This window comes from Brevundimonas sp., assembly GCF_035999125.1.
Taxonomy (GTDB): Bacteria; Pseudomonadota; Alphaproteobacteria; order Caulobacterales; family Caulobacteraceae; genus Brevundimonas.
The window spans coordinates 221,785-246,736 of sequence record NZ_DASYGX010000016.1 but is presented as its reverse complement, the minus strand read 5'-3'; the positions used below and the strand labels follow the sequence as shown (position 1 = coordinate 246,736).

23 protein-coding genes are annotated in these 24,952 nt (G+C 70.0%); 11 read left to right on the top strand and 12 right to left on the bottom strand.

Annotation, left to right across the window (positions count from 1 at the left end):
- The first annotated feature begins 33 nt into the window (after nt 1-33).
- Nucleotides 34-810, top strand: coding sequence for a LytTR family DNA-binding domain-containing protein (locus tag VGN45_RS14300; RefSeq protein WP_327463636.1), 777 nt, complete (start codon nt 34-36; stop codon nt 808-810).
- 84 nt (nt 811-894) lie between these two features.
- Here the strand turns inward: VGN45_RS14300 and VGN45_RS14295 are convergent, their stop codons facing one another.
- The 3 genes from VGN45_RS14295 to VGN45_RS14285 all read right to left on the bottom strand — a co-directional run bounded on the left by VGN45_RS14295 (nt 895) and on the right by VGN45_RS14285 (nt 3,329).
- Nucleotides 895-2,358: a carotenoid oxygenase family protein gene (locus tag VGN45_RS14295; protein WP_327463634.1), complete on the bottom strand. Its 1,464-nt coding sequence runs from the start codon at nt 2,356-2,358 to the stop codon at nt 895-897.
- Complete coding sequence (locus VGN45_RS14290; RefSeq protein WP_327463632.1) at nt 2,358-2,777, bottom strand: DUF2141 domain-containing protein; 420 nt, start codon at nt 2,775-2,777, stop codon at nt 2,358-2,360. Before VGN45_RS14290 ends, VGN45_RS14295 begins: the two co-directional genes overlap by 1 nt.
- A 153-nt stretch (nt 2,778-2,930) precedes the next feature.
- Entirely contained in the window at nt 2,931-3,329 is a 399-nt protein-coding gene (locus VGN45_RS14285; RefSeq protein WP_327463630.1) for a metallopeptidase family protein, read from the bottom strand.
- A gap of 209 nt (nt 3,330-3,538) precedes the next feature.
- On the opposite strand from VGN45_RS14285, the gene VGN45_RS14280 reads away from it, so the two are divergent.
- From VGN45_RS14280 to VGN45_RS14260, 5 genes are all read left to right on the top strand, one after another.
- Nucleotides 3,539-5,842, top strand: a complete 2,304-nt coding sequence (locus tag VGN45_RS14280) for a PAS domain-containing sensor histidine kinase (protein WP_327463628.1) — start codon at nt 3,539-3,541, stop codon at nt 5,840-5,842.
- 112 nt (nt 5,843-5,954) lie between these two features.
- Nucleotides 5,955-6,809, top strand: coding sequence for a haloacid dehalogenase-like hydrolase (locus tag VGN45_RS14275; RefSeq protein WP_327463626.1), 855 nt, complete (start codon nt 5,955-5,957; stop codon nt 6,807-6,809).
- A 253-nt stretch (nt 6,810-7,062) separates the two neighbouring features.
- Nucleotides 7,063-8,358: a homogentisate 1,2-dioxygenase gene (gene hmgA, locus VGN45_RS14270; RefSeq protein WP_327463624.1), complete on the top strand. Its 1,296-nt coding sequence runs from the start codon at nt 7,063-7,065 to the stop codon at nt 8,356-8,358.
- Nucleotides 8,355-8,705, top strand: coding sequence for a hypothetical protein (locus tag VGN45_RS14265; protein ID WP_327463622.1), 351 nt, complete (start codon nt 8,355-8,357; stop codon nt 8,703-8,705). Before hmgA ends, VGN45_RS14265 begins: the two co-directional genes overlap by 4 nt.
- A gap of 49 nt (nt 8,706-8,754) precedes the next feature.
- A complete protein-coding gene (locus VGN45_RS14260) occupies nt 8,755-9,549 on the top strand; it encodes a DUF1295 domain-containing protein (RefSeq protein ID WP_327463620.1) in 795 nt (264 codons plus the stop codon).
- Between the two features lie 3 nt (nt 9,550-9,552).
- On the opposite strand, the gene VGN45_RS14255 is transcribed toward VGN45_RS14260, so the two are convergent.
- A complete protein-coding gene (locus VGN45_RS14255; protein WP_327463618.1) occupies nt 9,553-10,128 on the bottom strand; it encodes a TetR/AcrR family transcriptional regulator in 576 nt (191 codons plus the stop codon).
- Between the two features lie 121 nt (nt 10,129-10,249).
- On the opposite strand from VGN45_RS14255, the gene VGN45_RS14250 reads away from it, so the two are divergent.
- Complete coding sequence (locus VGN45_RS14250; protein ID WP_327463616.1) at nt 10,250-10,810, top strand: ester cyclase; 561 nt, start codon at nt 10,250-10,252, stop codon at nt 10,808-10,810.
- A gap of 56 nt (nt 10,811-10,866) precedes the next feature.
- On the top strand, nt 10,867-11,541 hold the full coding sequence (locus tag VGN45_RS14245; RefSeq protein ID WP_327463614.1) for a glutathione S-transferase family protein: 675 nt from the start codon (nt 10,867-10,869) through the stop codon (nt 11,539-11,541).
- Between the two features lie 87 nt (nt 11,542-11,628).
- Here the strand turns inward: VGN45_RS14245 and VGN45_RS14240 are convergent, their stop codons facing one another.
- From VGN45_RS14240 to zwf, 5 genes are all read right to left on the bottom strand, one after another.
- Nucleotides 11,629-11,889, bottom strand: coding sequence for a hypothetical protein (locus VGN45_RS14240; RefSeq protein WP_327463612.1), 261 nt, complete (start codon nt 11,887-11,889; stop codon nt 11,629-11,631).
- 86 nt (nt 11,890-11,975) lie between these two features.
- Nucleotides 11,976-12,953: a glucokinase gene (gene glk / locus VGN45_RS14235; protein WP_327463610.1), complete on the bottom strand. Its 978-nt coding sequence runs from the start codon at nt 12,951-12,953 to the stop codon at nt 11,976-11,978.
- A gap of 10 nt (nt 12,954-12,963) precedes the next feature.
- Nucleotides 12,964-14,856 (bottom strand): phosphogluconate dehydratase, encoded by a 1,893-nt coding sequence (gene edd / locus VGN45_RS14230; RefSeq protein ID WP_327463608.1) that lies wholly within the window; start codon nt 14,854-14,856, stop codon nt 12,964-12,966.
- Entirely contained in the window at nt 14,853-15,578 is a 726-nt protein-coding gene (gene pgl / locus VGN45_RS14225; RefSeq protein ID WP_327463606.1) for a 6-phosphogluconolactonase, read from the bottom strand. The genes edd and pgl overlap by 4 nt, the downstream gene beginning before the upstream one ends.
- Nucleotides 15,571-17,028: a glucose-6-phosphate dehydrogenase gene (gene zwf / locus VGN45_RS14220; protein ID WP_327463604.1), complete on the bottom strand. Its 1,458-nt coding sequence runs from the start codon at nt 17,026-17,028 to the stop codon at nt 15,571-15,573. The genes pgl and zwf overlap by 8 nt, the downstream gene beginning before the upstream one ends.
- A gap of 172 nt (nt 17,029-17,200) precedes the next feature.
- Here zwf and VGN45_RS14215 point away from each other — a divergent pair, with 172 nt between their 5' ends.
- A complete protein-coding gene (locus VGN45_RS14215) occupies nt 17,201-18,439 on the top strand; it encodes an NAD(P)/FAD-dependent oxidoreductase (protein WP_327463602.1) in 1,239 nt (412 codons plus the stop codon).
- Here the strand turns inward: VGN45_RS14215 and VGN45_RS14210 are convergent.
- Nucleotides 18,436-20,757 (bottom strand): putative bifunctional diguanylate cyclase/phosphodiesterase, encoded by a 2,322-nt coding sequence (locus VGN45_RS14210; protein ID WP_327463600.1) that lies wholly within the window; start codon nt 20,755-20,757, stop codon nt 18,436-18,438. The two genes, VGN45_RS14215 and VGN45_RS14210, sit on opposite strands and share 4 nt — an antisense overlap.
- Entirely contained in the window at nt 20,754-21,371 is a 618-nt protein-coding gene (locus VGN45_RS14205; protein ID WP_327463598.1) for a methylamine utilization protein, read from the bottom strand. Before VGN45_RS14205 ends, VGN45_RS14210 begins: the two co-directional genes overlap by 4 nt.
- 166 nt (nt 21,372-21,537) lie before the next feature.
- Here VGN45_RS14205 and VGN45_RS14200 point away from each other — a divergent pair, with 166 nt between their 5' ends.
- On the top strand, nt 21,538-22,419 hold the full coding sequence (locus tag VGN45_RS14200; protein ID WP_327463596.1) for a DUF3034 family protein: 882 nt from the start codon (nt 21,538-21,540) through the stop codon (nt 22,417-22,419).
- A 3-nt stretch (nt 22,420-22,422) separates the two neighbouring features.
- A complete protein-coding gene (locus tag VGN45_RS14195) occupies nt 22,423-22,923 on the top strand; it encodes a group 1 truncated hemoglobin (RefSeq protein ID WP_327463594.1) in 501 nt (166 codons plus the stop codon).
- Between the two features lie 113 nt (nt 22,924-23,036).
- Here the strand turns inward: VGN45_RS14195 and cobT are convergent, their stop codons facing one another.
- Nucleotides 23,037-24,929, bottom strand: coding sequence for a cobaltochelatase subunit CobT (gene cobT, locus VGN45_RS14190; RefSeq protein WP_327463592.1), 1,893 nt, complete (start codon nt 24,927-24,929; stop codon nt 23,037-23,039).
- Nucleotides 24,930-24,952: the final 23 nt, after the last annotated feature.

Here is a 24,952-nt window from a genome sequence, read left to right as displayed (position 1 = left end):
GCAGGCGACGCCGTTCGTGGTTTCAACGCGATCATGAGCCAGGCCGACGTTCCCGCACCCGCCCCCCGGCCGCGCGCCGACATGTGGAAGGGGTTGCTGGTGGCAGGGGTCGCCGGCGTCGTCTTGGCGGTCATGGGGGCGTTCGAGACGACCGACGCGCCTCTGATGCAGAGGCTGGGCTATTGGGTCTTCGTCATGCTGTCGGGCGGGCTGTGGGGGCATTTGGCTTCACGCATCGTCGACCGCGTCGTGGACATGTACGAGCGGCCGTGGCTGACCATCGCCCTGCTGACCGCGCTGATCACCGGGCCGATGTGCGTCTACGTCTGGGCGGCCACCGGGCTGATCTTCGAGGGAGAGGTCTATCCGCTCAGGGTTCTGCCCCAGCTGCTGGTCCCCGTGCTGACCATCACGGCGACGATCAGCACGCTGAACGTCTTCCTGGGGCGGGGGCGAGTGGTGCAGACGCACCAGCGCGCCGAGCCGCAGGCCGCGCCGGCCCGGTTCCTGGACAGGCTGCCGCCCAAGCTGTGCGGAGCGCGGCTGATCGCCGTGCAGGCCGAGGATCACTATCTGCGTCTGCACACCGACCGGGGCTCGGACCTGATCCTGATGCGCCTGACCGACGCCCTGGCCGAGCTGGAGGGGCTGGAGGGCGCCCAGACCCACCGCAGCTGGTGGGTGGCGAAGGACGCCGTCCGCGACGTCGACCGGGGCGACGGCCGCGCCAGCCTGACGCTGGACGGCGGCTTGACCGCGCCGGTCAGCCGACGGCACGCGCGGGCGCTGAGGGCGGCGGGGTGGTGGTGAAGGGGAGGGCTTAGGGCTTAGGAATTAGGGCTTAGGGGCGATGCGGCCACATCCTTACTAGCCCTAAGCCCTAAGCCCTAAGCCCTAAGCCCTCCACGTCCCGTGGAACCCCGCCGGCAGGGCGACGTCGGCGCGCCAGCTGACGACCGGACCGTCGGCAATCCGGGCGGCGTCCAGCACGTGCAGTTCGGTGCGGGCGGCGGTCAGGTCGATCGAGGGCACGACCAGCCAGGCGTCGCGCTCGGCCGAGCGGCCCGGCTTGGGCACGAAGATCGCCTCCTCCACCACCTGGCGGTCGCCGAAGACGAAGGTCTCGGTCTCGCCTCGGCCCCAGTCGCGCAGCGCGACGGCGTTGGGCAGCGGCCGCTCGCGTCCGTCGCCGGTGAGGTGAACCGACAGATCGCGGCTCAGGCCCTCGCGTCGTGGATCGCCCTTGACGAACTCCGCCACCGTCTCCGTCTGATCGAAGTCCGCGCGGCCGTCGGCATGTAGCGTGACCATGGCCAGCCGGTTCGGCTCGCCGGGCACCGTCCCATGTCCCTGCACGATCACGCGCGCGCCCTCGATCGCGAAGGTCACGTCCGGGCCGGCGGAGACGTCGAAACGGATCGTGCCGTCCGCCTCCTCCCAGGCGTCGCCCAGATGGAAATGGCTGAACGACGGCAGGTCGAAGATGCGGGTACGGGTCACGTCGTCCTTGTCCACCACGAACACCTGCGTCCCCATCTCGGGGCGCCAGTCCAGCCGCGCGGTGAACGGCATGGTCTCGCGCGCGAAGACCCATGGCTGAAGCACGAAGATCAGGTGACGGTGCGTGGCGGTGAAGTCGTGCATGTAGCTGGCGCGCGGCAGGGCGACCACGCGCGCGTCGATCAGGCCGCCGTCGGGCCGCAGCGCCCAGATCACCGCCCGGTCGCCGGCGGAGCCGACGCACCAGACCGTGCCGTCCGGGGCCCGGCGCGGATGGGCCTGGAACGGCATGCCCTTCAGGTCGTCGCGCAGGGTGACGAACCCTTCGGTGGCCAGGTCGTCGCCGCTCATGGCCATCGGCGAGCCGCCTTCCCACAGGGCCCAGACCTTGTCGCCCACGGCCATGACCGAGGTGTTGGCCGCGTTGGCGTCGTCGTTGGACCCCAGTCGCGCGCGGGCGTCGCCGACCGTGCCGAAGCCGGGCGTGACGACGGCGTCCATCTCCGTCTCCCAGCGGCGCTTGGGCGTGTCGGCGAAGCGGGCCTCCAACGTCGCGCGGCCGTCGGAGACGCGGAAGGCCCGCATCAGGCCGTCGCCGTCGAACCAGTGGGTGGCGCTGCCGCCCGCGCGCCGGAACTTGCCCGGCCCGTTGCGGAACAGCGTGCCCTCGAGCCCCGCAGGCGCGCGGCCCCGCAGCCGCGTCATGGCGTGGCGGGCGACGTCGCCCTCCAGGTCGCGGCTGGCCAGGCTCCAGTCCTGGGCGGCCTGGCCCAGGGCGGCGGCGCGGACGATCTCGGGCGTGATCACGGCGGCCGACAGGGCGGCGCAGCCGGTCAGGAAGGAACGGCGACTGGTCATCACTTCAGCTCGATGGCTTGGGTGACCGCGCCTTCGACGCGGAAGTGGGCGCGGTCCCAGCCGGCCGGGCCCATGTTGCCCACGGCGTTGTTGGAGAAGGCATAGGGTTCCGTCGGCATGCCGAACGGATTGGCGTCCATCTCCCCGTCGCCGTCCAGATCCTGCATGGCCTTCATGGCATAGTCGCCGACGGGCAGGTTCTCGAACACCACCGCGGTCGTGTCGCCGACCACGGGCACGGCCTGCGTCGCCACCGGAGCGCCGCGGCCGGCATAGGCGTCGGGACCGTCGAACAGGGCGACCATGACGGTCCCGCGGGTCTGGGCGGTCTGGAACTCGAACGTGATCTTGCCGGGGTCCTGGGCCTGGGCGGCGCCGGCGGTCAGCAGCAGGGCGGCGGCGGTGAGCAGGGTCTTCATGAGTGCGTCCTCCAGAGGCGGCGCCGGGTCGGCGTGCGTCGATGGGGCGACCTTGTCCCGGGCCCCGCCGCGCCGCCAGCGGACATGCGCCGCCGACCGTCCGGATTTCGCCGACGACCGCGCCCGTCCGTTCGCGCTTCGCCGACGACCGCTTCAGTCGGCCTCGATCTCGTCGATGTCGTCGTCGGTGAGGCCGAAGTGGTGGCCGATCTCGTGGATCAGGACGTGGGCGATCAGATCGCCCAGGGCGACGTCGCCGCGTTCGGCCCATTCGTCCAGGATCGGCCGGCGATACAGGAAGATTCGCGACGGTTCGGCCGCCGGCCCCATCTCGTCGCGCCGCCCGACGTCGACGCCGTGATAGAGGCCGGTCAGCTCGAACGGATCCTCCATCTCCATCAGGGCCAGCGTCTCCTCGTCGGCGAAGTCGTCCACGCGGATCACGACGTCGCCCGCCAGCCCCTTGAAGGGTTCCGGCAGGGCGTCGAACGCCGCGCGCGCCAGGGCGGCGAAGTCGTCGAGCGACGGGGCGGGGGCGTGGATCCAGTCCATGGCGTCCGAGGCAGTAGGCAGTAGGCAGTAGGCAGTAGGCAGTAGGCAGTAGGGGAGGTCGAGCGTCGGACAAAGCGGTTCGTCGCGGCCGCCGACCGATCAAGGCGCCCGCGTCCCGCCGTCCCACCACCCTACTGCCTACTGCCTACTGCCTAACCCCTCCCCCTGCGTTATGGTTACCGAATCAGGATGGGAGCTGATCGAGGGGCATGGCCGACGCCGACATGGCCTATTGGGCGACCGCGGGGGCGGCCGGGCTGGCGCTGGCGGTCGGCGCCTGGTCGTGGCGTTTCGCGGCCCGCAGCCGCGATCGCATGGCCGCCCTCGGTCGAGTCCTCGAGGAAGAGCGCCGCCGGATGGGGCTGATCGGGTCGGCTCTGGCCGGCGCGGGCGACCTGCGGATCGGGCCGATGGGCGAACTGGACGCGCCGATGGCGTTCGGCGCCCACGACACCGCCCGCGCGCTGGCCGGCGGCGACGTCGCCGGTCCCGATCAGGTCGTTGAGCGGCTGCGTCAGGATCTCGCCGCCCAGATCGACGCCCTGATCGCCGAGGGGCGCGGATTCGAAGCGACCGTCCATGCCGACGACCAGACCTGGCGCGTGGCCGGCCACGTCGACGGCGGGCAATCCTGGCTGGCGGTTTCGCCCGCGCCGGCGACGGCCCGACCGGTGGAGGGCGCAGCCGGCTTCGTGGCGGAGGCCTCTCCCGTGCCGACCTGGGCGCTGGACGGCGCGGGGCGTCTGGTCTGGGCCAACCGCGCCTGGCTGGCGGCGGTGCGGGCGGCCGATCTGAACGATGCCGTGGCGCGGGGCCTCAGTTTCGACCGCGGCGCCGACGCCCTCGCGCTGGAGGCCGCGCGTCTGGGCCAGAGACAGGAGGGGTTCCGCTGGACCGCCGCCGACGGGCGCCGCCGGGCCTGGCGGGTGGTGGCCGAGCCCACGCCCGGCGGCGCCGCCACCGTCTATGCTCTGGACGTGACGGAGGCGGAGGAGACGCGCGACACCCTGCGGCGTCACGTCACCGCCCACGACGAGACGCTGAACCACCTGGCCGACGCGGTCGCCATCTTCGGTCCGTCCAAGAAGCTGGCCTTTCACAACATCGCCTTCCAGCAGCTGTTCGATCTGGACGCGGCCTGGCTGAACGACCGGCCGACGCATGGAGAGCTGCTGGACAGTCTGCGGCAACGTCGCCAGCTGCCGGAAGTGATCGACTACGCCGGCTGGAAGGCGGCGGAGCTGGAGTTCTACGGCGCCGCCGAGGCCAGCCCGGACGACAGCTGGTCCCTGCCGGACGGCCGCACCCTACGCGTCGTGCGTCAGCCGCATCCGCTGGGCGGCCTGCTCCTGCTGTTCACCGACATCACCGACGAGCTGAAGCTGCGCAGCCGGTTCAACGCCCAGCTTCAGGTGCAGACGGCGACGCTGGACAAGCTGAACGACGCCGTCGCCGTGTTCGGCTCGGACGGACGGATGCGCCTGCACAACGAGGCTTTCGAGACCTTCTGGGGCCTGGACGCCGAGGCGCTGAAGGGCGCCGGCGACTTCGACGCCGTGGCCGAGCTGTGCCGCCGCGTCATGCCGGACCCCGGCCTGTGGCTGGGGCTGAAGGCGCGGATCGCCGACCCCGATCCCGAAAGCCGCGTGCCCATCTCGGGCGAGGCGGCGACCGCCGACGGCCGCCGCGCCGCGTGGCAGACGCGTCCCCTTCCGGACGGCGCGACCTTGGTGGCCTTCTCCGACGTCACGGCCCGGCGGGGCCTGGAGCGGGCGCTGCAGGACCGCGAGGCGGCGCTGGAGGCCAGCCAGGCGCTGAAGCGCGAGTTCGTGGGCAGCGTCAGCTATGAGCTGCGCACGCCTCTGACGACGATCGTCGGCTATTCCGAACTGCTGGAGATCGCGACGGACCTGTCGGAGCGGGGGCGCCAGCATGCGGGAGCCATCCGCACCGCGGCCCAGCAGTTGGCCCGCTCGATCGACGACGTGCTGGACATGGCCCAGATCGATGCGGGCGAGATGGAGCTGGTCCACGCCGACACCTCGGTGAAGGTTCTGATCGAGGATGCGGCCGAGCGCATCCGCGCGCGGGTCGAGGGGCGCGGCGCGCATCTGACGGTGGTGATCGACCCTGCCGCCGGCGCCGTCCAGGCCGACGGACGGCGGGTCGCCCAAGCGCTTGATCACCTGCTGGAGAACGCCGCCCGAGCCGTGGCCGAAGGCGGCGAGGTCAAGCTGGAAGCCCAGGCCGGATCGGAGGAGGTGCGCCTGCGCGTCTCCGACACCGGGCGCGGCATCCCCTACCACCTGCAGGCGCACGTCTTCGACCGCTTCGTCCGGCGCGAGCGGGGCGGGCCGGGCGTGGGGCTGGCGCTGGTCAAGGCGCTGGTCGAACTGCACGGCGGCTGGGCCGAGGTGGAGAGCGAACCCGGCAAGGGCGCGACCTTCATCCTGCACCTGCCGCGCCGCGCCGCCGGCAAGGTGTCCGCCCCGGAGCTGGAGCTCCGGGCTTAGGCAGTAGGCAGTAGGCAGTAGGTGACGGCGGAGTTGGTCGTGGCTTGAGCCGCAAGGCGTCACTGCCTATTGCCTACTGCCTACTGCCTTCCCCCACCTCGCAAGGCGCACCATGGCCGCCCCCCTCAAGACCGCCCTGATCTACGACTTCGACGGCACGCTCGCGCGCGGCAACATGCAGGAGGTGACCTTCATCCCCTCCGTCGGCATGGGCATCGGCGACTTCTGGGGAGAGGCCGATCGCCTGACGCGCGAGGCCGACGGCGACAACATCCTGATGTACATGCAGCTGATGCTGCAGCGGGCGCGCGAGAACGGCGCGCCGATCACCCGCGCGACCCTGCGCGAGCACGGCCACGACGTGAAGCTGTTCGACGGGCTGAAGACCGACCTGACCGGTCCGGGCTGGTTCGACCGGATCAATGCGCTGGGCGCCGAATGGGGCCTGGAGATCGAGCACTACATCGTCTCCGCCGGGCTGGAGGAGATGATCGAGGGCTGTCCGATCCGCGACGCCTTCACGCACGTCTTCGCCAGCCACTTCGCCTATGACGCCGACGGCGTGGCCGTCTGGCCGGCGGTGGGTGTGAACTACACGACCAAGACCCAGTACCTGTTCCGCATCAACAAGGGCGTGCTGAACCACTATGAGCATGAGGCGATCAACCGCTTCATGCCGGACGACGCCCGCCCGGTCCCGTTCGAGCGCATGATCTTCCTGGGCGACGGCGACACCGACGTGCCGACCATGAAGATGATGCACACCAAGGGCGGCTTCTCGATCGCCGTCTATGACCCGCGCAACTCAGAGCGGGATCAGCAGAAGATCTATTCGCTGATCTCGGAGGACCGGGTGAATTTCGTCGCCGCCGCCGACTATCGCGAGGGCCGGCCTCTGGACCTGATCGTGAAGGGCCTGTTGGGCCGCATCGCGATCACCGCCGGGACGATGCCGGCGGGGGTTTGAACGGCTCCGCAGGCAGAGGCCTCGGGGATGCTCTGGCGACGGCGACATCTCCATGCGCCTGAACGGTCTGGTTGCCTATAGGATGATGTTCCTATATGCTGCTCGCCCGTCTGCCGCTCGGCGAAGCGGCGTGATGGAAATGATAGAAATTTTTTTGTGACTCTCTCACGGCGAACGCGCCAAGGCCGTTGGCTGACGGATCGACTTCACGGGCCGCCGCGTGACGCGCTAGAACCGGTGCAGGGAGATCCAGATGACGCGAACCAACGCGCCCGGCTACATGACCGGCTTCGGCAACCACTTCGCCACCGAGGCGGTGGCCGGAGCCCTGCCCGAAGGCCGCAACTCGCCGCAGCGGCACGCCTTGGGCCTGTATGCCGAGCAGCTGTCGGGCACCGCCTTCACCGCGCCGCGCACCGAGAACCGGCGCAGCTGGCTGTATCGCCTGCGGCCGTCGGCGCAGCATCCGGCGTACAAGCCCTTCGATCAGGGCCGCGTCCGCTCCGGGCCCTTCACCGAGGCGCCGCCCAGCCCGAACCGCATGCGGTGGGATCCGCTGCCGATCCCGACCGAACCGACCGACTGGGTCGAGGGGCTGGTCACCTATGGCGGCAACGGCGACCCCGAGGCGGGGATCGGCACGGGCATCCACCTGTACGCCGCCAATCGGTCGATGACCGACCGCGTCTTCTATTGCGCCGACGGCGAGCTGCTGATCGTGCCGCAGCAGGGCGATCAGACCTTCGTCACCGAAATGGGCCGCATCGACGCCCGTCCTGGCGAGATCGTGCTGATCCCGCGCGGCGTGCGGTTCCGGGTGGAATGCGCCGGGCCGATCCGCGGCTACGTCTGCGAGAACTACGGCGCGGCGTTCCGCCTGCCGGACCTGGGGCCGATCGGGTCGAACGGCCTGGCCAATCCGCGGGACTTCCGCACGCCGGTGGCCGCCTATGAGGACGTCGACCGTCCGACGGAGTGCGTGCAGAAGTTCGGCGGTCGACTGTGGACCACGACCTTCGATCACTCGCCGCTGGACGTGGTCGGCTGGCATGGCAACTATGCGCCCTGCAAATACGACACGGCGAATTTCAACACGATCGGCACGGTCAGCTTCGACCATCCGGACCCGTCGATCTTCACGGTTTTGACGTCGCCCAGCGACACGCCGGGAACGGCCAACTGCGACTTCGTCATCTTCCCGCCACGCTGGATGGTGGCCGAAGACACCTTCCGACCGCCGTGGTTCCACCGGAACGTCATGAGCGAGTTCATGGGGCTGGTGTTCGGCGAGTACGACGCCAAGGAGGGCGGCTTCGCCCCCGGCGGCGCGTCGCTGCACAACTGCATGAGCGGCCACGGCCCGGACCAGGCCAGCTACGACAAGGCGGTGAAGGCCGATCTCAGGCCGGTGAAGATCGAGAACACCCTGGCCTTCATGTTCGAAACCCGCATGCCGATCCGCACCACGCAGTGGGCTCAGTCCAGCCCGACGATGCAGCTGGACTACGACGACGTCTGGACCGGGTTCGACAAGGGAAGGCTGACATGATGCGAGGCGAACTCCTGATGGCGGCGGTGGTCGCCCTGACGCTGGCGGGGGCCTGCACGCCTTCGATGACGCCCCAGCAGCTGGCCGAGCGCGACTGCGCGGCCCAGGGCGGCAAGATGCAGCGCGTCGGCCGGGCCCAGACGCTGCAGTGCGTCATCGCCTATCCGGACGCGGGCAAGACCTGCCGCGACGGCGGCGACTGCCTGGGCGACTGCCGCGTCCCCGGTGGGGTCATCGTCGAAGACGGCCGTTCGGTCGCCGGCCAGTGCGCCGCCACCAGCGACCGTTTCGGCTGCTACACTCGTGTGGAGGACGGCCGGGCCACCGCCGCGATATGCGTCGACTGACCGCGTGGGCGCGCGCATCCGCAAGCGTGGCCATGGCGTTTCTTGAGCCATGATCGACGCGCTGACCCTGATCTCCCTCAACCTCGCCCTCGCCCTGGCCCTCATGGCCGGGTTGTGGCTGGTCGCCCTGCGTCTGAAGGACGTCAGCTTCATCGACGCGGTCTGGCCCATGGCGATGCTGCTGCTGGCGCTGGCGACCTGGCCGCGCACCGACGGCGACGCGACGCGCAAGTTGCTGCTGGTCGGCCTGTGCGCCGTCTGGGCGCTGCGGCTGGGCGGGCACCTGTTCATCCGCTGGCGGGGCCATGGCGAGGACCGGCGCTACAAGACGCTGCTGGACGGCCAGGCCGAGAAGGGCAGGGGGTTCGCCGTGGCCAGCCTGGTCTTCGTCTTCCTGCCCCAGGGCGCGTTCGCCTGGCTGAACAGCCTGCCGGTGCAGCTGGGGCAGGTCGCGGCTACCCCCGCCGTCGGCTGGATCGGCTGGGCGGGCGCGGCCCTGGCGGTGTTCGGCATCGTCTTCGAGGCGGTGGCCGACGCCCAGCTGGCGGCCTTCCGCAAGGATCCCGCGAACAAGGGCCAGGTCATGGACCGCGGCCTGTGGCGCTGGTCGCGCCATCCCAACTACTTCGGCGAAGCCTGCGTCTGGTGGGGGCTGTATGCGCTGGCCGCCGAGACCACGCCGGGCCTGTGGTCGGCCGCCGGGCCGATCTTCCTGACCTTCACACTGACGAAATGGTCGGGCATTGGCCTGACTGAGAAGGGCATGAGCGACAGCCGGCCCGGCTATGCCGACTATGTGCGGCGCACGTCGGCCTTCATCCCGCTGCCGCCGAAGAAGGCCTGAGCCTCAGGCGCGGGGCAGGGAGGCGAGCGCGGCCTGGGCGACGTTGCGGATCGTGCGGGCGTCGGCGGCGGCTCGGCCCAGCGTCATCAGGCTGATCACCGTGCCGGTCAGGGAGTCGGCCCACAGGTCCGGATCGGCGCAGGGCGCCAGTTCGCCCGCCTCCACCGCCTGCGTGAGAGCGTTCCGGAAGAAGGCGCGGATCTCGTCCAGCCGGGCCTGGGCCAGGGCCTGCGTCTCCGCTGAGTGCGCCTGACGCTCCGCCACGGTGTTGACGATCAGGCATCCGCGCCGCTCCGGATCCTCGATCGCCAGATCGGCCTGCACCCCGATCCACGCCTCGATCGCCGCCAGCCCGGTCAGCCCCTCGGGCAGGGTGGCGCGGAAATGGGCGGCATAGGTTTCGAAGGCGCGGCGGAACAGCCCCTCTTTGTCGCCGAAGGCGGCGTAGACGCTGCCGGGCTTCAGTCCGGTGGCGGCATACAGGTCCGCCATCGACGCGACGGCATAGCCGGATTTCCAGAAGACGCCCATCGCCTGTTCGGCGGCGACGTCGGGATCGAAGGTGCGCGGTCGGCTCATGCGAACAAGATAGTGGATCGTGCGATCAAAAAAAGTGGTCGCCGCCTCTTGTTATTGATCGAACGATCAACAAATAGGCCGGGTCGCGGCCGTTCGCGACGATCCATGAGGACCGACGACCATGCTGAAAGTGCTTCTCTCGGGGGCCGTCCTGGCCGTGACGCTGTATGCCAGCCAGGCCACCGCCCAGTCTCTGACCCCGCCCGCGCCCGAAGGCACCGTGGCCTACAACGAATGGCTGGGCCGCACCTTTTCGGAGGTGCTGCTGAACGAGCGGTCGCAGGACCGCCGCATCGAAATCCTGAACGTCATCGTCGCCGAGGACTACATTCAGCACAATCCGCTGGTGCCCGAGGGCCGGCAGGGGCTGATCGACTTCATCCCGGTGATCTATCAGGCCATGCCCGACGCCCGGTTCACGCTGCACGACGTCTTCGCCACTGAGGACCGGGTGGTCACGCGCTGGACTTGGACCGGCACCCTGACGGGCGAGGGCTTCCTGGGCATCGCGCCGCGCGGCCAGAAGGTCGAGTTCGACGTCATCGACGTCTGGTCGGTGCGCGACGGCCAGCTGTACGAGCACTGGGACCAGTTCGACTGGCCGCGCGCCTTCGTCCAGTTGGGCGTGCAGGGCCTGCCCCAGCCCTTCGTCGACGTCGCCGCGCGTCCCTACGACCGCTGACCCCCCTCCGGGCGGGGCCGTCGCGCCCCGCCCGCCACTTAACCCGGAGACACTCCATGACCGTGACCGTCCATGGCTGGGCGTTCAGCCCGTATGTCCGCGCCGTGCGCATCGCCCTGAACGAAAAAGGCGTCGCACATGAGCATCGCCCGCTTTCCCCACCCGATCTGGCCACGCCGGAAGGGCGTGAGCTCAGCCCCTTCGGCCGCATTCCGGTGTTCGAGCACGGCGACGTACGTCTCCGTGAGACGCCGGCGATCCTGCGCTACATCGACGGCGCCTTCGACGGGCCGCGTCTGCACGCCGACGATCCTCTGGCGGACGCCCTGTCCACCGCCGTCGTCTCGGCCGCCTCCGCCTATCTCTATCCGACGGCGGTGATGGGGGTGTTCTTCAATCAGGCCTATGTGCTGGCCAATGGCGGAACCCCGATCGACGCCGCCGTGGCCGAGGCCGCGACCGCCGCCGATCCGGTGCTGGGGGCAATGGACGATCTGGTGGCGCAGCTGCTGGCGGCCACGAAGGGGCCGTGGCTGCACGGCGAGAGGTTCGGCGCCGCCGACGCGGTGCTGGCGCCCATGATCCAGAACCTGGCCATGGTGGAGGCCGGGCAGGCGCTGTTGGCGCGTCGGCCGGCGCTTTCGGACTGGTTCGCGCGCGCGTCGCAGCGGCCCAGTCTGGTCGCGACCCAGGCGCCGGTGCCGAACTTCGGCCTGCCGCCGGGCACGTGAGCCGCAAAGGAAAACCCCCGCCGCGTTCGCGACGGGGGTCCATCCTCTGTGTCTCCTTTCCGAGGGTCATGACCCCTCGGAATGGAATCACATCGACTTGTCGGCCGTCGTCGGCGAGGTGTTCGGCGTGTTCTCGGTGGTCGCGCCGCCGTCGGCGTTGCCGGCTTCCTGCTCGATCATGTCGGCCTTTTCGTTCAGGGCCTGTTCCTGAGCTTCGGTCGGCGCGGCGGCGGCCTGTTCTTCCAGGGCGTCGGCCTGCTTCTCGGCGGCGGCGTCCTCGGGGCTCTCGCAGGCGGCCAGGCCGGCCAGGGCGAAGGCGGCGACGGAGGCGATCATCAGTTTACGCATAGTGGGGGTGCTCCCTTCCAGAGTGGAGCATGGACAATGCGCCGCAGGCGGATCGGTTCACGTCCGCGTGAGAATTCCGTGAACCGTCAAGCTTGTAGCCCGAACGCCACCCTGGCCGCGCCGAGCAGAGCGGCGTGCTCGTGCGTGATGACGCGCGTGGGAATGGCACGGACGTAGTCGGCGAAGCGTCCTTTGCGCTCGAAGCGCTCGCGGAACGGGCTGGCCTGAAGGAAGGACAGGATGCGCGGCGCGATGCCGCCGGCGACATAGATCCCGCCCCGCGCTCCGGTGGTCAGGGCGATGTCCCCAGCGACGGCCCCAAGGATGGCGCAGAACCTGGCCAAGGTCGCGCCGCATGGGCTGTTGGGGTTCTCCAGCGCCTCCTTCGTGATCTGAGCGGGGTCGTCGATGTGCGTCTCACGCCCGTCGATCTCGGCGAGGGCGCGGTGCATGTTCAGCAGGCCGGGCCCGCAGATCAGCCGCTCGATCGAAACGCGCTCATAGCGGCGGCGCAGGATTCGCAGGATCTCGTCCTCCACCGCGTCGCCCGGCGCGAAGCAGGCGTGGCCGCCTTCGGACGGCATGGCCATCTCGCCGCCGCGCCCATCGCGCACCAAGGCGGACATGCCGAAGCCGGTTCCGGGTCCGAGCACGGCGATCGTCGCGTCCGGGTCTCCGTCCACCGGCCCCCCCAGCCAGGCCAGGTCTTCCTCCGGCACGGCCGGGGCGCCCCAGGCCAGGGCTTCGAAGTCGTTGATCAGACGAACGGGGTTCAGGCCCAGGGTCTGAAGTTCCGCCTCCGACACGCGCCACGGCGAGTTGGTCAGGTCGATGGCCCCGTCGGTCACCGGCCCGGCCACGGCGATCACGCCTCCCGTCGGCTTTTCCTCGCAGCCGTCGATGAAGGCCTTCACCCCTCCCAGGAACGTCGGATGGTCGACCCCCTTGAAACTGCGGTGGTGCTCGAGAACCGGCCGACCCTCGATCATGTGCGCCAGGGCGAAGCGGGCGTTGGTGCCGCCCACGTCCCCGACCAGCAGGGTCTTGTCCCAGTGTATCGTCATGGCGGTCTCCTCAGGCGTCCACGGCACGGTCGACCAGGTTCGGATCCGGCGGGACGTCGTGGCGCTGCGGGGCATGGGTCGGCGCGGCGAAGCAGACCGAGGCGCCCTCTTCCGCCGTCGACACCGACTGCCGGAAGGCGCCGAACAGTTCGCGCCCATAGCCCCACGCCGAGCCCAGGGCGTGGTCCGGCGACCGTTCCGCGGCCGGCCGGATGAGCAGATCGCCCGCGTCGACCGTGCTTAAGGTTCCGGCCACGGCGTCGAGCCGGATCACGTCGCCGTCGCGCACGTGCGCCAGCGGCCCGCCGGCCAGCGCCTCGGGGCTGACGTGGATGGCCGCGGGCGTCTTGCCCGAGGCGCCGGACATGCGACCGTCGGTCACGAAGGCGACCTTGAACCCCTTGTCCTGCAGCACGCTGAGCGCCGGCGACAGGCTGTGCAGTTCCGGCATGCCGTTGGCGCGCGGACCCTGGAAGCGCAGCACCACGACGACGTCACGGTCCAGCTCGCCGTCCTTGAAGGCCTGCAGCGCCGCCTCCTGGCTCTCGAAGACGGCGGCGGGGGCCTCGATGATCCGGTGCTCCGGCTTGACGGCCGACACCTTGATCACCGCGCGGCCCAGATCGCCCTGCAGCAGACGCAGGCCGCCGTCCGGCTGGAACGGGTCCGAGGCGGGGCGCAGGATGTCGAGGTCCAGGCTTTCGCGCACGCCGTCGATCCAGACCAGTTCGCCGTCCTGCAGGGTGGGCTCCTTGAAATAGGCCTGGACGCCGTCGCCCATGATGGTGGTGACGTCGGCGTGCATGTGGCCGTTCTCGGCCAGTTCGCGGATCACGAAGGCGACGCCGCCCGCCGCCTGGAAGGCATTCACGTCGGCCGAGCCGTTCGGATAGACCCGCGCCAGCAGGGGCGTGACCGAACTCAGCCGATCCATGTCGGTCCAGTCGATCAGGACGCCGGCGGCGCGCGCCATGGCGACCAGATGGATGGCGTGGTTGGTCGATCCGCCGGTGGCCAGCAGGGCCACGATCATGTTCACGATGGTCCGCTCGTCGATCACGTCGGCCATGCGGCCGCGCCCCTCCTGCGCCAGCAGGATCGCCTGCTTGGCCGCCGCGGCCGTCAGGGCGTCGCGCAGGCCCGTCTCGGGGTGGACGAAGGCGGTCGAGGGCATGTGCAGTCCCGCCGTCTCCATCATCATCTGGTTGGAGTTGGCCGTGCCGTAGAAGGTGCAGGTGCCGGGCGAGTGATAGCTGCCGATCTCGCTCTCCAGCAGGGTCTGGCGATCGACCTTGCCCTGGGCGTACTCGGCCCGGACGCGGGCCTTTTCGGCGTTCGGGATGCCGCTGGGCATGGGCCCGGCGGGCGCGAAGACGACGGGCAGGTGGCCGAACGCCAGCGCCCCCATGAACAGGCCCGGCACGATCTTGTCGCAGACGCCCAGCATCAGGGCGGCGTCGAAGGCGTCGTGCGTCAGGGCCACGCCGGTGGACATGGCGATGACGTCGCGGCTGAACAGCGACAGCTCCATCCCCGGCCTCCCCTGGGTGACGCCGTCGCACATGGCGGGCGTGCCCCCGGCGACCTGGGCGGTGGCGCCCATCTCGCGCGCCGCCTTGCGGATCACCTCGGGGAAGCGCTCGAACGGCTGATGCGCCGACAGCATGTCGTTGTAGGCGGTGACCACACCCAGGTTCGGCGCCTTGCCGCCCATCATGGTCAGCTTGTCGGCGATCGTCTGACCCGCGAAGGCATGGGCCCAGTTGGCGCAGGACAGCTTGGCCCGGCCCGGCTCGTGGCCCGAGGCGGCGTCCATGCGGCGCAGATAGTCGGCCCGGGTTGCGGCGCTGCGCTCGCGGATGCGGTCCGTGACCTCCGCGACCACGGGGTTGAGCGGCTTCATTTCGCGGCCTCCGTCCAGACGACGTCGAGCGGGACGTTCGCGGCCAGCAGCGCGGCGATCGGCGTGACCTTCGGATCGCCGGCCGCGTCGCGCTCGAACACGGCGCGCTTCTGCCTGCCGGTGATGGCCAGCACCACGCGCCGCGCGGTCATCAGCCAGGGCAGGTTCATCGACAGCCGCTCGCGGCTTGGCGCCAGGCCGTCGCGACCCGGCGGGACGCCGAGGATCGCGGGCTTCAGCGTGGGGGTCAGCAGGGTCTTCAGCGTCGGGCTTTCAGGAAACATGGAACAGATATGGCCATCCTCCCCCATGCCGAGAAGGACGGCGTCCAAAGGCCGGCCGTCCAGTTCGACGGCGAGACGCCGCGTGGCGACGGCGGCGGCACGATCGACCGTCACCTCCGGGCTGAACAGCGGCAAGAACTCCGCGTGGGCGGCCGCCCCGGTCAGCAGCGCACTACGGATCAGGGCCGCGTTCGAGTCCGGGTGGTTTTCGGGCACGTAGCGCTCATCGACCAAAGTCACGGTCGTGTGCTGCCAGTCCTGCGCGGATCGAAGGTCCGACAGCCGACGATACACCGGCTCCGGCGTCGACCCGCCGGAGCCGGCAAGGGAGGACAGGCCCCCGGCCTCCCGCGCGCCGCTCTCCAGCGCATCCGCCAGCCGGGCCGCGCAGACGTCGGCCCAGGCGTCGCGGGTTGCGAAGGTCTCGACCTCACTCATCGCCGACGTTCCAGCCTCGGCCGGTGCGGCCCAGCAGGTAGGACGCCTCGCGCGGCCCCCACGTTCCCGCGGCGTATTCGATGGGCTTCACCTGACCCTCGGCCCAGGCTTCGGACACCTCGTCCACCCACTTCCAGGCCTGCTCCGCTTCGTCGCGGCGGACGAACAGCGTGGAGTCGCCGTTCAGCGCGTCCAGCAGCAGCCGCTCATAGGCGATGCGGCGTCGGGGCGGCTTGGCCGTCTTGTCCTCCTGCCCCCAGGACAGGGACATGCGGATGGGCTGCAGCTGCATCTTCTGGTCCAGCCCCGGCCGCTTGTTCATGACCGACAGGCTGATGTCCTCCTCGGGCTGCAGCTCGATCACCAGCCGGTTCGCCTGGATCAGGCCGCGCCCGCCGTCGAAGATGCTGTGCGGCACCTCCTTGAACTGGATCACGATCTCGGTCCGCTTCTCCGGCAGGCGCTTGCCCGTGCGCATGAAGAACGGCACCCCGGCCCAACGCCAGTTGTCGACGTCAGCCCGGATGGCGACGAAGGTCTCGGTGTCCGAGGCCTGGCCCCGCTCCTCGTCGTAGCCGGTGACCGGCTTGCCGTCCGACGTCCCCGCCACGTACTGGCCGCGCACCGTGACGCGCTCGGCCTCCTCCGGCGTGATCCGGCGCAGCGACCGCAGCACCTTCACCTTCTCATTGCGCACCGAGTCCGGCTCCAGATCGCTGGGCGGCTCCATCGCGACCAGGCACAGCAGCTGCAGCATGTGGTTCTGCAGCATGTCACGCAAAGCGCCGTACTCGTCGTAGTATGGCCAGCGGTCGCCGACGCCGACGGTCTCGCCCACCGTGATCTGCACGTGGTCGATGTTCTGACTGTTCCACAGCGGTTCGAACACCGTGTTGCCGAAGCGCAGCGCGATCAGGTTCTGGACCGTCTCCTTGCCCAGATAGTGATCGATCCGGAACACCTGCTGTTCGGAGAAGGCGTCCGACACCGCGTCGTCGATCTCACGGAAGCTTTCCAGATCGCGGCCGACGGGCTTTTCCAGCACCACCCGGTCGCCGGCCTCGGCCAGACCGGCGGCGCGCATGGCGGTGACGATGCGGGCGTACAGCGACGGCGAAACGGCCAGGAAGCTGGTGCAGGTTCCCGATCCGACCTTGTCCTTCAGCGGCTTCAGACTCTCGGCGGAAGTGGCGTCTACGGCCAGATAGTCCAGCCGCGCGGCGAACCGCTCCCAGACCTGGTCCGACCATGCCTCGTCGGCCTTCGCCTTGCCCTCGACGGACGACTTCACTTTGGCGACGTATTCGGCGGGCGTCTCTTCGGAGCGGGCGGCGCCGATGATCTTGAGGCCGTCGGGCAGCAGGCCGTCGTGCTCAAGGAAGTAGAGCGAGGGCAGCAGCATCCGCATGGCCAGATCGCCGCCGCCGCCGAACAGCACCAGGGCCGCCATGCACGCTCCTTTCCCTCGGTTCCTGTAAGCCTGTTAGGCCGCGAAGCCCCGTCCCGCCAAGCTTTCGCCGATCGGTGAAACAGCAAGTGACGGCCGCCGGCCTGCAAAGCCAACGTGGCGCCGGTCCATCCGTTGCTTGGCGTGGGGGCGCGCGGCGCCCTATCTGCGGCACATGACCAAGGTTCTGATCGTCGGCGCAGGACATGCGGGGGGCTCGGCCGCCGCTTTCCTGAGGCAGTACGGGTTCGAGGGGGAGATCGTTCTGGCCGGCGCCGAACCGGTAGCCCCCTATCAGCGGCCGCCCCTGTCCAAAGCCTGGCTTAAGGGCGAGGCGGGCGAGGAGGCGTTGCTGCTCCGCGCCGACGACTTCTATGCCGAACAATCCATCGACCTGCGTCGGGGCGCCGTCGCCACCGCGATCGACCGGGCGGAGAAAACCGTCGCCTTCGCCGACGGCACGACTGAGGCCTATGACCACCTGATTCTGGCGCTGGGGGCCGAAGCGCGAAGGCTGCACGGCCCCGGCTGGGACGACCCGCGCGTCCGTGTGCTGCGCGACATGGCCGATGCGGAGGCGCTGAAGACGGAGCTGAAGCCGGATCGGCGTCTGGTCGTCGTCGGCGCGGGCTACGTGGGGCTGGAGGTGGCGGCCTCGGCCCGCTCGTTGGGGGCGCAGGTCGTGGTGCTGGAGCGCGAGAGCCGCGCCCTGTCGCGCGTGGCGTCCGACGTCGTCGGGAACTTCCTGTCCGCCTATCACCACCGGCGCGGGGTCGAGGTTCTGCCCTTCACCGAGGTGCGAGGCGTGCATGTCTATCCCGACGGCAAGGGCGCCGACGTGCGCACCGACGGCGCGGCCGTCCATCCGTTCGACGTCTGTCTGGTCGGCGTCGGGGCCCGTCCCGCGACCGAGTTGGCCGAGGCGGCGGGGCTGGCTTGCCGCGACGGCGTGATCGTCGACGATCAGGCGCGGACCGGCGACCCCGCGATCTTCGCCATCGGCGACATTACGCGGCGGCCCGTGCCGGCCCTGGGTCTGACCGACGTCCGGCTGGAGAGCGTCCCCAGCGCGCTGGAGCAGGCCAAGCAGGCCGCCGCCGCCATCGTCGGCCGGCCCGCGCCGCCTGCGGAAGTGCCGTGGTTCTGGTCCGATCAGTACGACCTGAAGATCCAGATCGCGGGCCTGCCGGTGGGCGCCGACTCGCGCGTGGTGCGCGGCGAGGTCGATCCGTCGAAGATCGGCGGCGGCTTCGCGGTCTTCCACCTGAAGGGCGACCGCATCGTCTGCGTCGAGGCCGTGAACGCCGGCGCCGAGTTCATGGGCGGGCGGATGCTGATCCAGAAGGGTCAGGCCGTGGACGCGGCGAAACTGGCCGATCCGTCCGTGCCTATGAAGGCGGTCGGGGTCGCCTAGGCGACGGCGCTGGCCGAGCCGCCGTTCGTGCCGACGTCGTCCTGAAGCCGCGTGATCAGGTCGTTCAGCGGCATCGGGCGGCCGATGAAGTACCCCTGCGCCATGTCGCAGCCCATGCCGCTGAGCAGGGCCAGCGCCGTCTCGGTCTCCACGCCCTCGGCCGTGACCTTCATGCCCAGGCCGTGGGCCAGGTCGATGGTCGACTTGACCAGCAGGGCGTCGCGCGAAGACTGGTCCAGTCCCATGACGAACGCCTTGTCGATTTTCAGTTCGTCGGCCTGGATCCGCTTCAGGTAGGCCAGCGAAGACAGGCCTGATCCGTAATCGTCAAGCGACACGGAAACCCCTGCGTCGGCGAAGCGCGAGATCATCCGCAGGGCCGCCTCGGAATCGTGCATCACCGCGGTCTCGGTGATCTCCAGACACAGGCGGCCGGCCGCGCCGCGCGTGGCGTCCAGCACCACGTCCACGAAGCTTTCGTCCGACAGCAGGCGTCCCGACAGGTTCACCGACATGGTGACTTGATGCCCCGCCTCGGCAAGGGCGCGCTGGTCGTCCAGAGCGCGTCGCACGGCCCACTCCGTCAGGGCCCGGATGTGGCCCGTCTCCTCGGCCATGCCGATGAAGAGGTCCGGCGGCACGAAGCCGCGGCGCGGGTGGGTCCAGCGCATCAAGGCCTCGACGCCGGTGATCTTCCGCGCGCGATAGTCGTGCTTGGGCTGATAGGAGAGGGTGACCTGGCCCTGGTTCAAGGCCGTCATCAGCTCGCTGATCAGCGACAGGTTGCCGCCCGGGTCGCCATACGCCGTCTCGTCGAAGAGCATCCAGGGACGACGCGCGGCGCGGGCCTGATCCACCGCCACGGCGGCCCGGTCGATGGCGGAATCGATGTGGGCGCCGGGGCCCCCGCGGTCGGCCACCCCTATCGTCAGGGCCACGTCGATGGGGGCGCCGTTGACGACGACCGGCGTGCCGGCGGCTTCCAGCAAGCGCTCCATGGTCATCTGGATGCGCCCGGCATCGGATCCTGCGAGCACCAGACCGAGGGCGTCGACGCCCACGCGCGATATGGTCTCGCCCGCCGCCAGGGCAGACAGGCGCATGCCCAGAACCTGGATCATCTGGGACATGGCGTCGTGGCCGATGGCGTTGCGCACCACTTCATAGCGATCGACGCCGACCAGCAGCACATGGGCCTTGGGTGTGCGGGCGACCTGGCGCTCCAGCATCCGCCGATTGGGCAGTCCCGTCTCCTGATCGTGCAAGGCGAGGTGGGTCAGGCGCGCTTCCCGGTCCTTCAATCCGCCGACCATGGCGTTGAAGCCGGCGGCCAGGCGACCGATCTCGTCCTGGGAAGTGACGGGCACCAGGGCGTGTTCGCCACGCTCCAGCGCGTGGACGGCCTGATCCAGCTCCGAGATGGGGCGCGTCACCGACCGGGAGAGGGCCCAGGCGCCGCAGCCCAACAGCGCCGCGCTGGCCGCGCCGATCATGGCCAGCCAGAAGAACAAGTCGCCGTAGGGCGCAAGCGCCAGTCTGAGGGGATAGGTCAGGGCCAGAGCGGCCGGGCGTCGAGCGTCGAAGCTGGGCAGGGGCCGCGCAAGGGTCATCGACTCGCCCGCCGGCGCGTCGTGGGTGACCGGTCCGGCGTCCTTTTCGGCCAGGGAGCCGGTGACGGCGTTGGCGACCGAGGCGGGCAGGGCGACGCCGGCGCCGTCGCGCCAGACGCCGTCTTCCCGGCTGACGACCGAGGCCGTCAGCGGAATGGCCGACAAATCCTGAAGACCGGTCATTTCCGCCTGGTCCAGACGATCGACGAAGATGACCCAACCGATCAGCGTCGGGGCCATGATCGGCGCCGCGACGGCCTGGAAGGGGCGACCGGAGGCAGTCAGCACGCCCGCTTCCGTGCCGGCGTTCAAGCCGGTCCACAGCGAGTCGGCCGCCGCGTCGTCCAGCGGGGCCCCGGCGGCGGTGACGTAGCCGTCCGTCGCCATCATGAGGGCGCCGTCAACGCCCTGACGCGCCCTCAGATTGTCCAGCGCGGACTTGACCGTGGCCTCGTCCGCTGTGGCCACGGCCTCGCGGAAGCCGAAGTCCTGAGCCAGGACGCCCGCACCTTGGCGCAGTTGGTCGGTGCGGGTGGACCAGATTTTCTCATACACCGCGCCCGTTGCGGCGAGTTCATCCCGAACCACAGTGCGCGCGCCGCCGCTGATCGCAGCCGTCACCGCCACGCCGACCACGGCCATGGCGAAGACGAACAGCGCCACGAAGACGACCGTCAGCCGTGTCCGCAGGCTGCGGAAGCGGATCACCGGACGGCGGCCCGGGCGGAGAAGTCGCCGCTGAAGGTGCGCCGGCCCGCTGCGGCCGCGACGGTGATCGCCGTCGCCGTCTCGTTGCCGCGTACGTTGAGCTGAGGATGCCAGACGCGCATCGTCGCGCCGCCCGCGGGCACGTCGTTGAGGGTCACGTTCCCGTCTGTGCCGGACTTGGCCGCCCAAGGCGTGTCGACCACCTTGATGTAGCCGACCATCTGATCGTGGATGTTGCAGCCGATGGCGGCGACGCCGACGGTGCGGAAGGTGTGACTGCGCGTTTCGTCGCGGCCGTACAGCTCGATCTCGAACCGCTGCCCGCGCGAGAAGGAATAGACATGGTGGCGCACCCGATCCAGGTTCGGGAAGGCCACCGTGCCGCCGACCGGCACGACCAGGACGTAGGGCTGGAACTGAACGTCCTGCTGGGCGATCCGCAGCGCCCACGGGAAGCGGATCGGGCCGCGGGGCACGCCGGCGGCGGGGTGGACGGTCACGACCGCGTCGCGCACGGGCCGCCCCTGGGCGTCTCGCACGGACACCGTCAGGTCGCCGGCAAAAGCCGGCGTCCAGGTCAGCATCAGGGCGGCCAAGACTGAAAGAAAGCGCATGATGCCCGTCTTAACGCGAGTGAATGAAGTCAGGGTAAACTGAAACTCCCGTCCTAGTTGTTTTATCAAGTTACAGAAATCTCGGGAAGAAAGCGCGTTGGCCATCGCCAATTTAGTCAACCATTAACCATAACCCGACAGTGTTCGCTGAACGGTGGGGGTGCGAATGCTGAAACCTTTGAGCATGGGTCTGGTGCTGGCGATGTGCGCGAACGTCGCGCACGCGCAATCCTGGATTCCGGAAAGTCGGCCGGGCGGCAAGCTCCTGCTCACCGGAGGCGTGTCCACGATCGAGGGCTCCGGCGGTGGGGGTTTGGCCACATGGGCCACCACCACGGGCTACGGGAATCGGGACGGCATCGGCGCGAACCTGCATGCCACCTGGGTCGATCTGCCGGACTATGAGTTCCGCACCTGGGGCCTCGCCGTCGGCCTGTGGGACAGGGTCGAGCTGTCGGTGGCCCGGCAGGAGTTCGACACCGGGGCCACCGGAGCCCTGCTGGGGGTGGGCTCCGGCTTCACCTTCGGCCAGGACGTCTATGGCTTGAAGGTCCGGCTGACCGGCGACGCCGTCTACGACCAGGACACCTGGATGCCCCAGATCTCGGTCGGGGTTCAGCACAAGGTCGCGGACCAGGGCTTAGTGATCGGCCTGCTGGGCGGTCAGCACGACGAGGGCACCGACGTCTACGTCGCCGCGACCAAGCTGTTCCTGGCGGAAAGTCTGCTGGTGTCCGGCACGGTGCGCTGGACCGAGGCCAACCAGACCGGCCTTCTGGGCTTCGGCGGCGACGCCGAGGGCGACGCCACGGCCCAGTTCGAGGGCTCGGTGGGATACCTGCTCAGTCCCAATCTGGTGATCGGCGCCGAATATCGGACCAAGCCCGACAACCTGTCCTTCGCAGGCGAGGACGACTGGATGGACGTCTACGCCGCCTGGGCGATCAACAAGAACATTTCGGTGACGGCCGCCTGGGTCGATCTGGGCTCCATCGCCACCTTCGAAGACCAGCGCGGGTTGTACCTGTCGCTGCAAGCGGGATTCTGACCCATGCGCCTGCTCGCCCTGACCCTGGCCCTGTCCGCCTTCGCCGTGCCGGCCCTGGCCCAGAACGCGCCGCATCACCGTGCGGGAGAGGAAGCCGTCGACCCCTATGAGGCCAGCCCGGCCAACGCCGGCGCGGAACCCTTCGAAGGCGACGAAATGTGGACGGCCTTCGGCGGCGCCGAGGGCGTCAGCCGCATCGTCGACGGCATGCTGGAGCGCTCCACCACCGACCCGCGCACCGCCGACATCTTCCGCGCCACCGACATGGTCCGCCTGCGCCGCACGCTGAGGGAACAGTTCTGCTTCATCCTGGGCGGGGGCTGCATCTACACCGGCCGGTCGATGGCCGACGCCCACGACGAGATCGGGCTCCAGGCGTCGGATTTCGGCGCGCTGGTCGAGCATCTGCAGGCGGCGATGCGGGACGAGAGCATCCCGTTCCACGTGCAGAACCGGTTCCTGGCCAAGCTCGCCCCGATGCACCGGGACACTGTGACGCGCTAGCGACCCTCTCCCGGCGGGAGAGGGCTTGAGCGCCCGAGAGCCCGGCAGGGCGATCGGACTTGCGCGAAAGGGTGAGGGGCTACGAGCGACAGGGAGCCCCTCTCCCTTTCGGCTTAGCGCATCGCTGACGCTCTGCGAGCCTCAAGCCCTCTCCCGCCGGGAGAGGGGCGCGATCCTTCCGCTTCAAACAGCGCGGCCAGGTTCTCGACCATGGCGCCGCCCAGCTGTTCCACGTCCGCCAGGGTCACCGCGCGGCGGTACCAGCGGGTCACGTCGTGGCCGATGCCGATGGCCAGCAGTTCGACGGGGGACCGAGTCTCGACCTCGGCGATCACCTCGCGCAGGTGCCGGTCCAGATACAGCGGCTGATTGGCCGACTGTGTGGAGTCGTCCACCGGCGAACCGTCGGAGATGACCATCAGGATGCGCCGCTGCTCCGGGCGCGCCATCAGCCGGTCGTGGGCCCACATCAGGGCCTCGCCGTCGATGTTCTCCTTCAGCAGTCCCTCGCGCATCATCAGGCCCAGGTTCTTCTTGGCCCGGCGCCACGGCGCGTCAGCGGCCTTGAAGACGATGTGGCGCAGGTCGTTCAGGCGGCCCGGATTGGCCGGCTTTCCGGCCGTGATCCACGCTTCGCGCGCCTGACCGCCCTTCCAGGCGCGGGTGGTGAAGCCCAGGATCTCCACCTTCACGCCGCAGCGTTCCAGCGTCCGCGCCAGGATGTCGGCGCAGACCGCCGCCACCATGATCGGCCGCCCGCGCATGGAGCCGGAGTTGTCCAGCAGCAGGGTCACCACCGTGTCGCGGAAGGGGCTGTCGCTCTCGGCCTTGAACAGAAGCGGGCTGGTCGGATCGACGATGACCCGGCTCAGGCGCGCGGCGTCCAGCACGCCCTCTTCCAGGTCGAAGGTCCAGCTGCGGCTCTGCTGCGCCATCAGGCGGCGTTGCAGCCTGTTCGCCAGTCGGGCCACGACCGACGACAGGGCCGACAGCTGCTGGTCCAGCAGGGCGCGCAGCCGCCCCAGCTCGACCGGGTCGCACAGATCGGCCGCGTCGATCGTCTCGTCGAAGGCGACAGTGAAGACGCGATAGGCGGCGGGGTCCGGCCCGTTCGCCCCCTTGCCCGACCGCTGGGGCGGGGCGTCGGGCATCTCCTCGCCCATGTCCGAGGCGTCGCCGTCGCTCTCCACCGGGCTGCCGTCCGGACGGGACTGCCGTTCCTGATCGGACTGTTCGTCGTCGGCCGTGCCCTCCATCGACTGGCCGTCGCCGCCGCCGGGATCTTCGTCCTCCTCGTCCTGATCGTCGGCCGCGTCCGGGTCTTGGGGGTCCGGCTCGTCGTCGCCCACGTCGTCCGACGCGTCGTCGCCCTGACCGTCGCCGGGATCGAGGTCCAGCGCGCGCAGCACCGCCTTCATCCGCTCGGTGAAGACCGTCTGGTCGTCGGCGGCGTCGACCAGGGCGTCCAGCTCCCTGCCCGCTCGCGTCTCCAGCCCGTCGCGGACCAGGTCCAGCAGGGCGCCCGCCCCATCCGGCGCCCGCGTGCCGGTCAGGCGCTCGCGCACCATCAGGGCCACGGCCTCGTTGACGGGCACGCGCTCCGCATCCGTAACCCGCAGCGCCCCGGTCCGCTCCAGCCGGGTCAGGGTGGCGGCGTCCAGATTGGCCCGCACCCCGGCCATCACCCGCGCGCCCAGCCCCTCGACCCGCGCCTGTTCCAGCGCGTCATAGACCTCGGCCGCCTGCGGATTGGACGGCCGCGACCGGCCGTGCAGAGCCTCGTCGTGATTGGCCAGGCGCAGGGCCATGCGGTCGGCTTGCCCGCGCAGGTTCGCCGCCTCCGGCCCCGACGGATCGCGCGGCGGATGCGGCAGGATCAGCCCGTCGGCGGTCAGCCGCGGCCCGTCGGAGCCGTAGCTGACCTCCAGCTCCGCCCGCTCGGCCAGAGCGCGCGCGGCATGGGCCAGCGCGCGCTTGAAGACCTCCTGCGGGCTGTCGTCGGCCATGGGCGTCTAGACCCTTCGTCTCT

Bases quoted from the DNA above. Each gene is read 5' to 3' on its own strand.
- VGN45_RS14255 (WP_327463618.1), bottom strand. From the start codon at position 10,128: ATGAGCCGACCGCGCACCTTCGATCCCGACGTCGCCGCCGAACAGGCG.
- VGN45_RS14290 (WP_327463632.1), bottom strand. From the start codon at position 2,777: ATGAAGACCCTGCTCACCGCCGCCGCCCTGCTGCTGACCGCCGGCGCC.
- VGN45_RS14195 (WP_327463594.1), top strand. From the start codon at position 22,423: ATGCGCCTGCTCGCCCTGACCCTGGCCCTGTCCGCCTTCGCCGTGCCG.
- VGN45_RS14245 (WP_327463614.1), top strand. From the start codon at position 10,867: ATGACCGTGACCGTCCATGGCTGGGCGTTCAGCCCGTATGTCCGCGCC.
- cobT (WP_327463592.1), bottom strand. From the start codon at position 24,929: ATGGCCGACGACAGCCCGCAGGAGGTCTTCAAGCGCGCGCTGGCCCAT.
- zwf (WP_327463604.1), bottom strand. From the start codon at position 17,028: ATGGCGGCCCTGGTGCTGTTCGGCGGCGGCGGCGATCTGGCCATGCGG.
- edd (WP_327463608.1), bottom strand. From the start codon at position 14,856: ATGAAGCCGCTCAACCCCGTGGTCGCGGAGGTCACGGACCGCATCCGC.
- VGN45_RS14215 (WP_327463602.1), top strand. From the start codon at position 17,201: ATGACCAAGGTTCTGATCGTCGGCGCAGGACATGCGGGGGGCTCGGCC.
- VGN45_RS14200 (WP_327463596.1), top strand. From the start codon at position 21,538: ATGCTGAAACCTTTGAGCATGGGTCTGGTGCTGGCGATGTGCGCGAAC.
- VGN45_RS14260 (WP_327463620.1), top strand. From the start codon at position 8,755: ATGATCGACGCGCTGACCCTGATCTCCCTCAACCTCGCCCTCGCCCTG.
- VGN45_RS14265 (WP_327463622.1), top strand. From the start codon at position 8,355: ATGATGCGAGGCGAACTCCTGATGGCGGCGGTGGTCGCCCTGACGCTG.
- glk (WP_327463610.1), bottom strand. From the start codon at position 12,953: ATGACGATACACTGGGACAAGACCCTGCTGGTCGGGGACGTGGGCGGC.
- VGN45_RS14295 (WP_327463634.1), bottom strand. From the start codon at position 2,358: ATGACCAGTCGCCGTTCCTTCCTGACCGGCTGCGCCGCCCTGTCGGCC.
- hmgA (WP_327463624.1), top strand. From the start codon at position 7,063: ATGACGCGAACCAACGCGCCCGGCTACATGACCGGCTTCGGCAACCAC.
- VGN45_RS14280 (WP_327463628.1), top strand. From the start codon at position 3,539: ATGGCCGACGCCGACATGGCCTATTGGGCGACCGCGGGGGCGGCCGGG.
- VGN45_RS14285 (WP_327463630.1), bottom strand. From the start codon at position 3,329: ATGGACTGGATCCACGCCCCCGCCCCGTCGCTCGACGACTTCGCCGCC.
- VGN45_RS14275 (WP_327463626.1), top strand. From the start codon at position 5,955: ATGGCCGCCCCCCTCAAGACCGCCCTGATCTACGACTTCGACGGCACG.
- VGN45_RS14250 (WP_327463616.1), top strand. From the start codon at position 10,250: ATGCTGAAAGTGCTTCTCTCGGGGGCCGTCCTGGCCGTGACGCTGTAT.
- VGN45_RS14240 (WP_327463612.1), bottom strand. From the start codon at position 11,889: ATGCGTAAACTGATGATCGCCTCCGTCGCCGCCTTCGCCCTGGCCGGC.
- pgl (WP_327463606.1), bottom strand. From the start codon at position 15,578: ATGAGTGAGGTCGAGACCTTCGCAACCCGCGACGCCTGGGCCGACGTC.
- VGN45_RS14205 (WP_327463598.1), bottom strand. From the start codon at position 21,371: ATGCGCTTTCTTTCAGTCTTGGCCGCCCTGATGCTGACCTGGACGCCG.
- VGN45_RS14300 (WP_327463636.1), top strand. From the start codon at position 34: ATGAGCCAGGCCGACGTTCCCGCACCCGCCCCCCGGCCGCGCGCCGAC.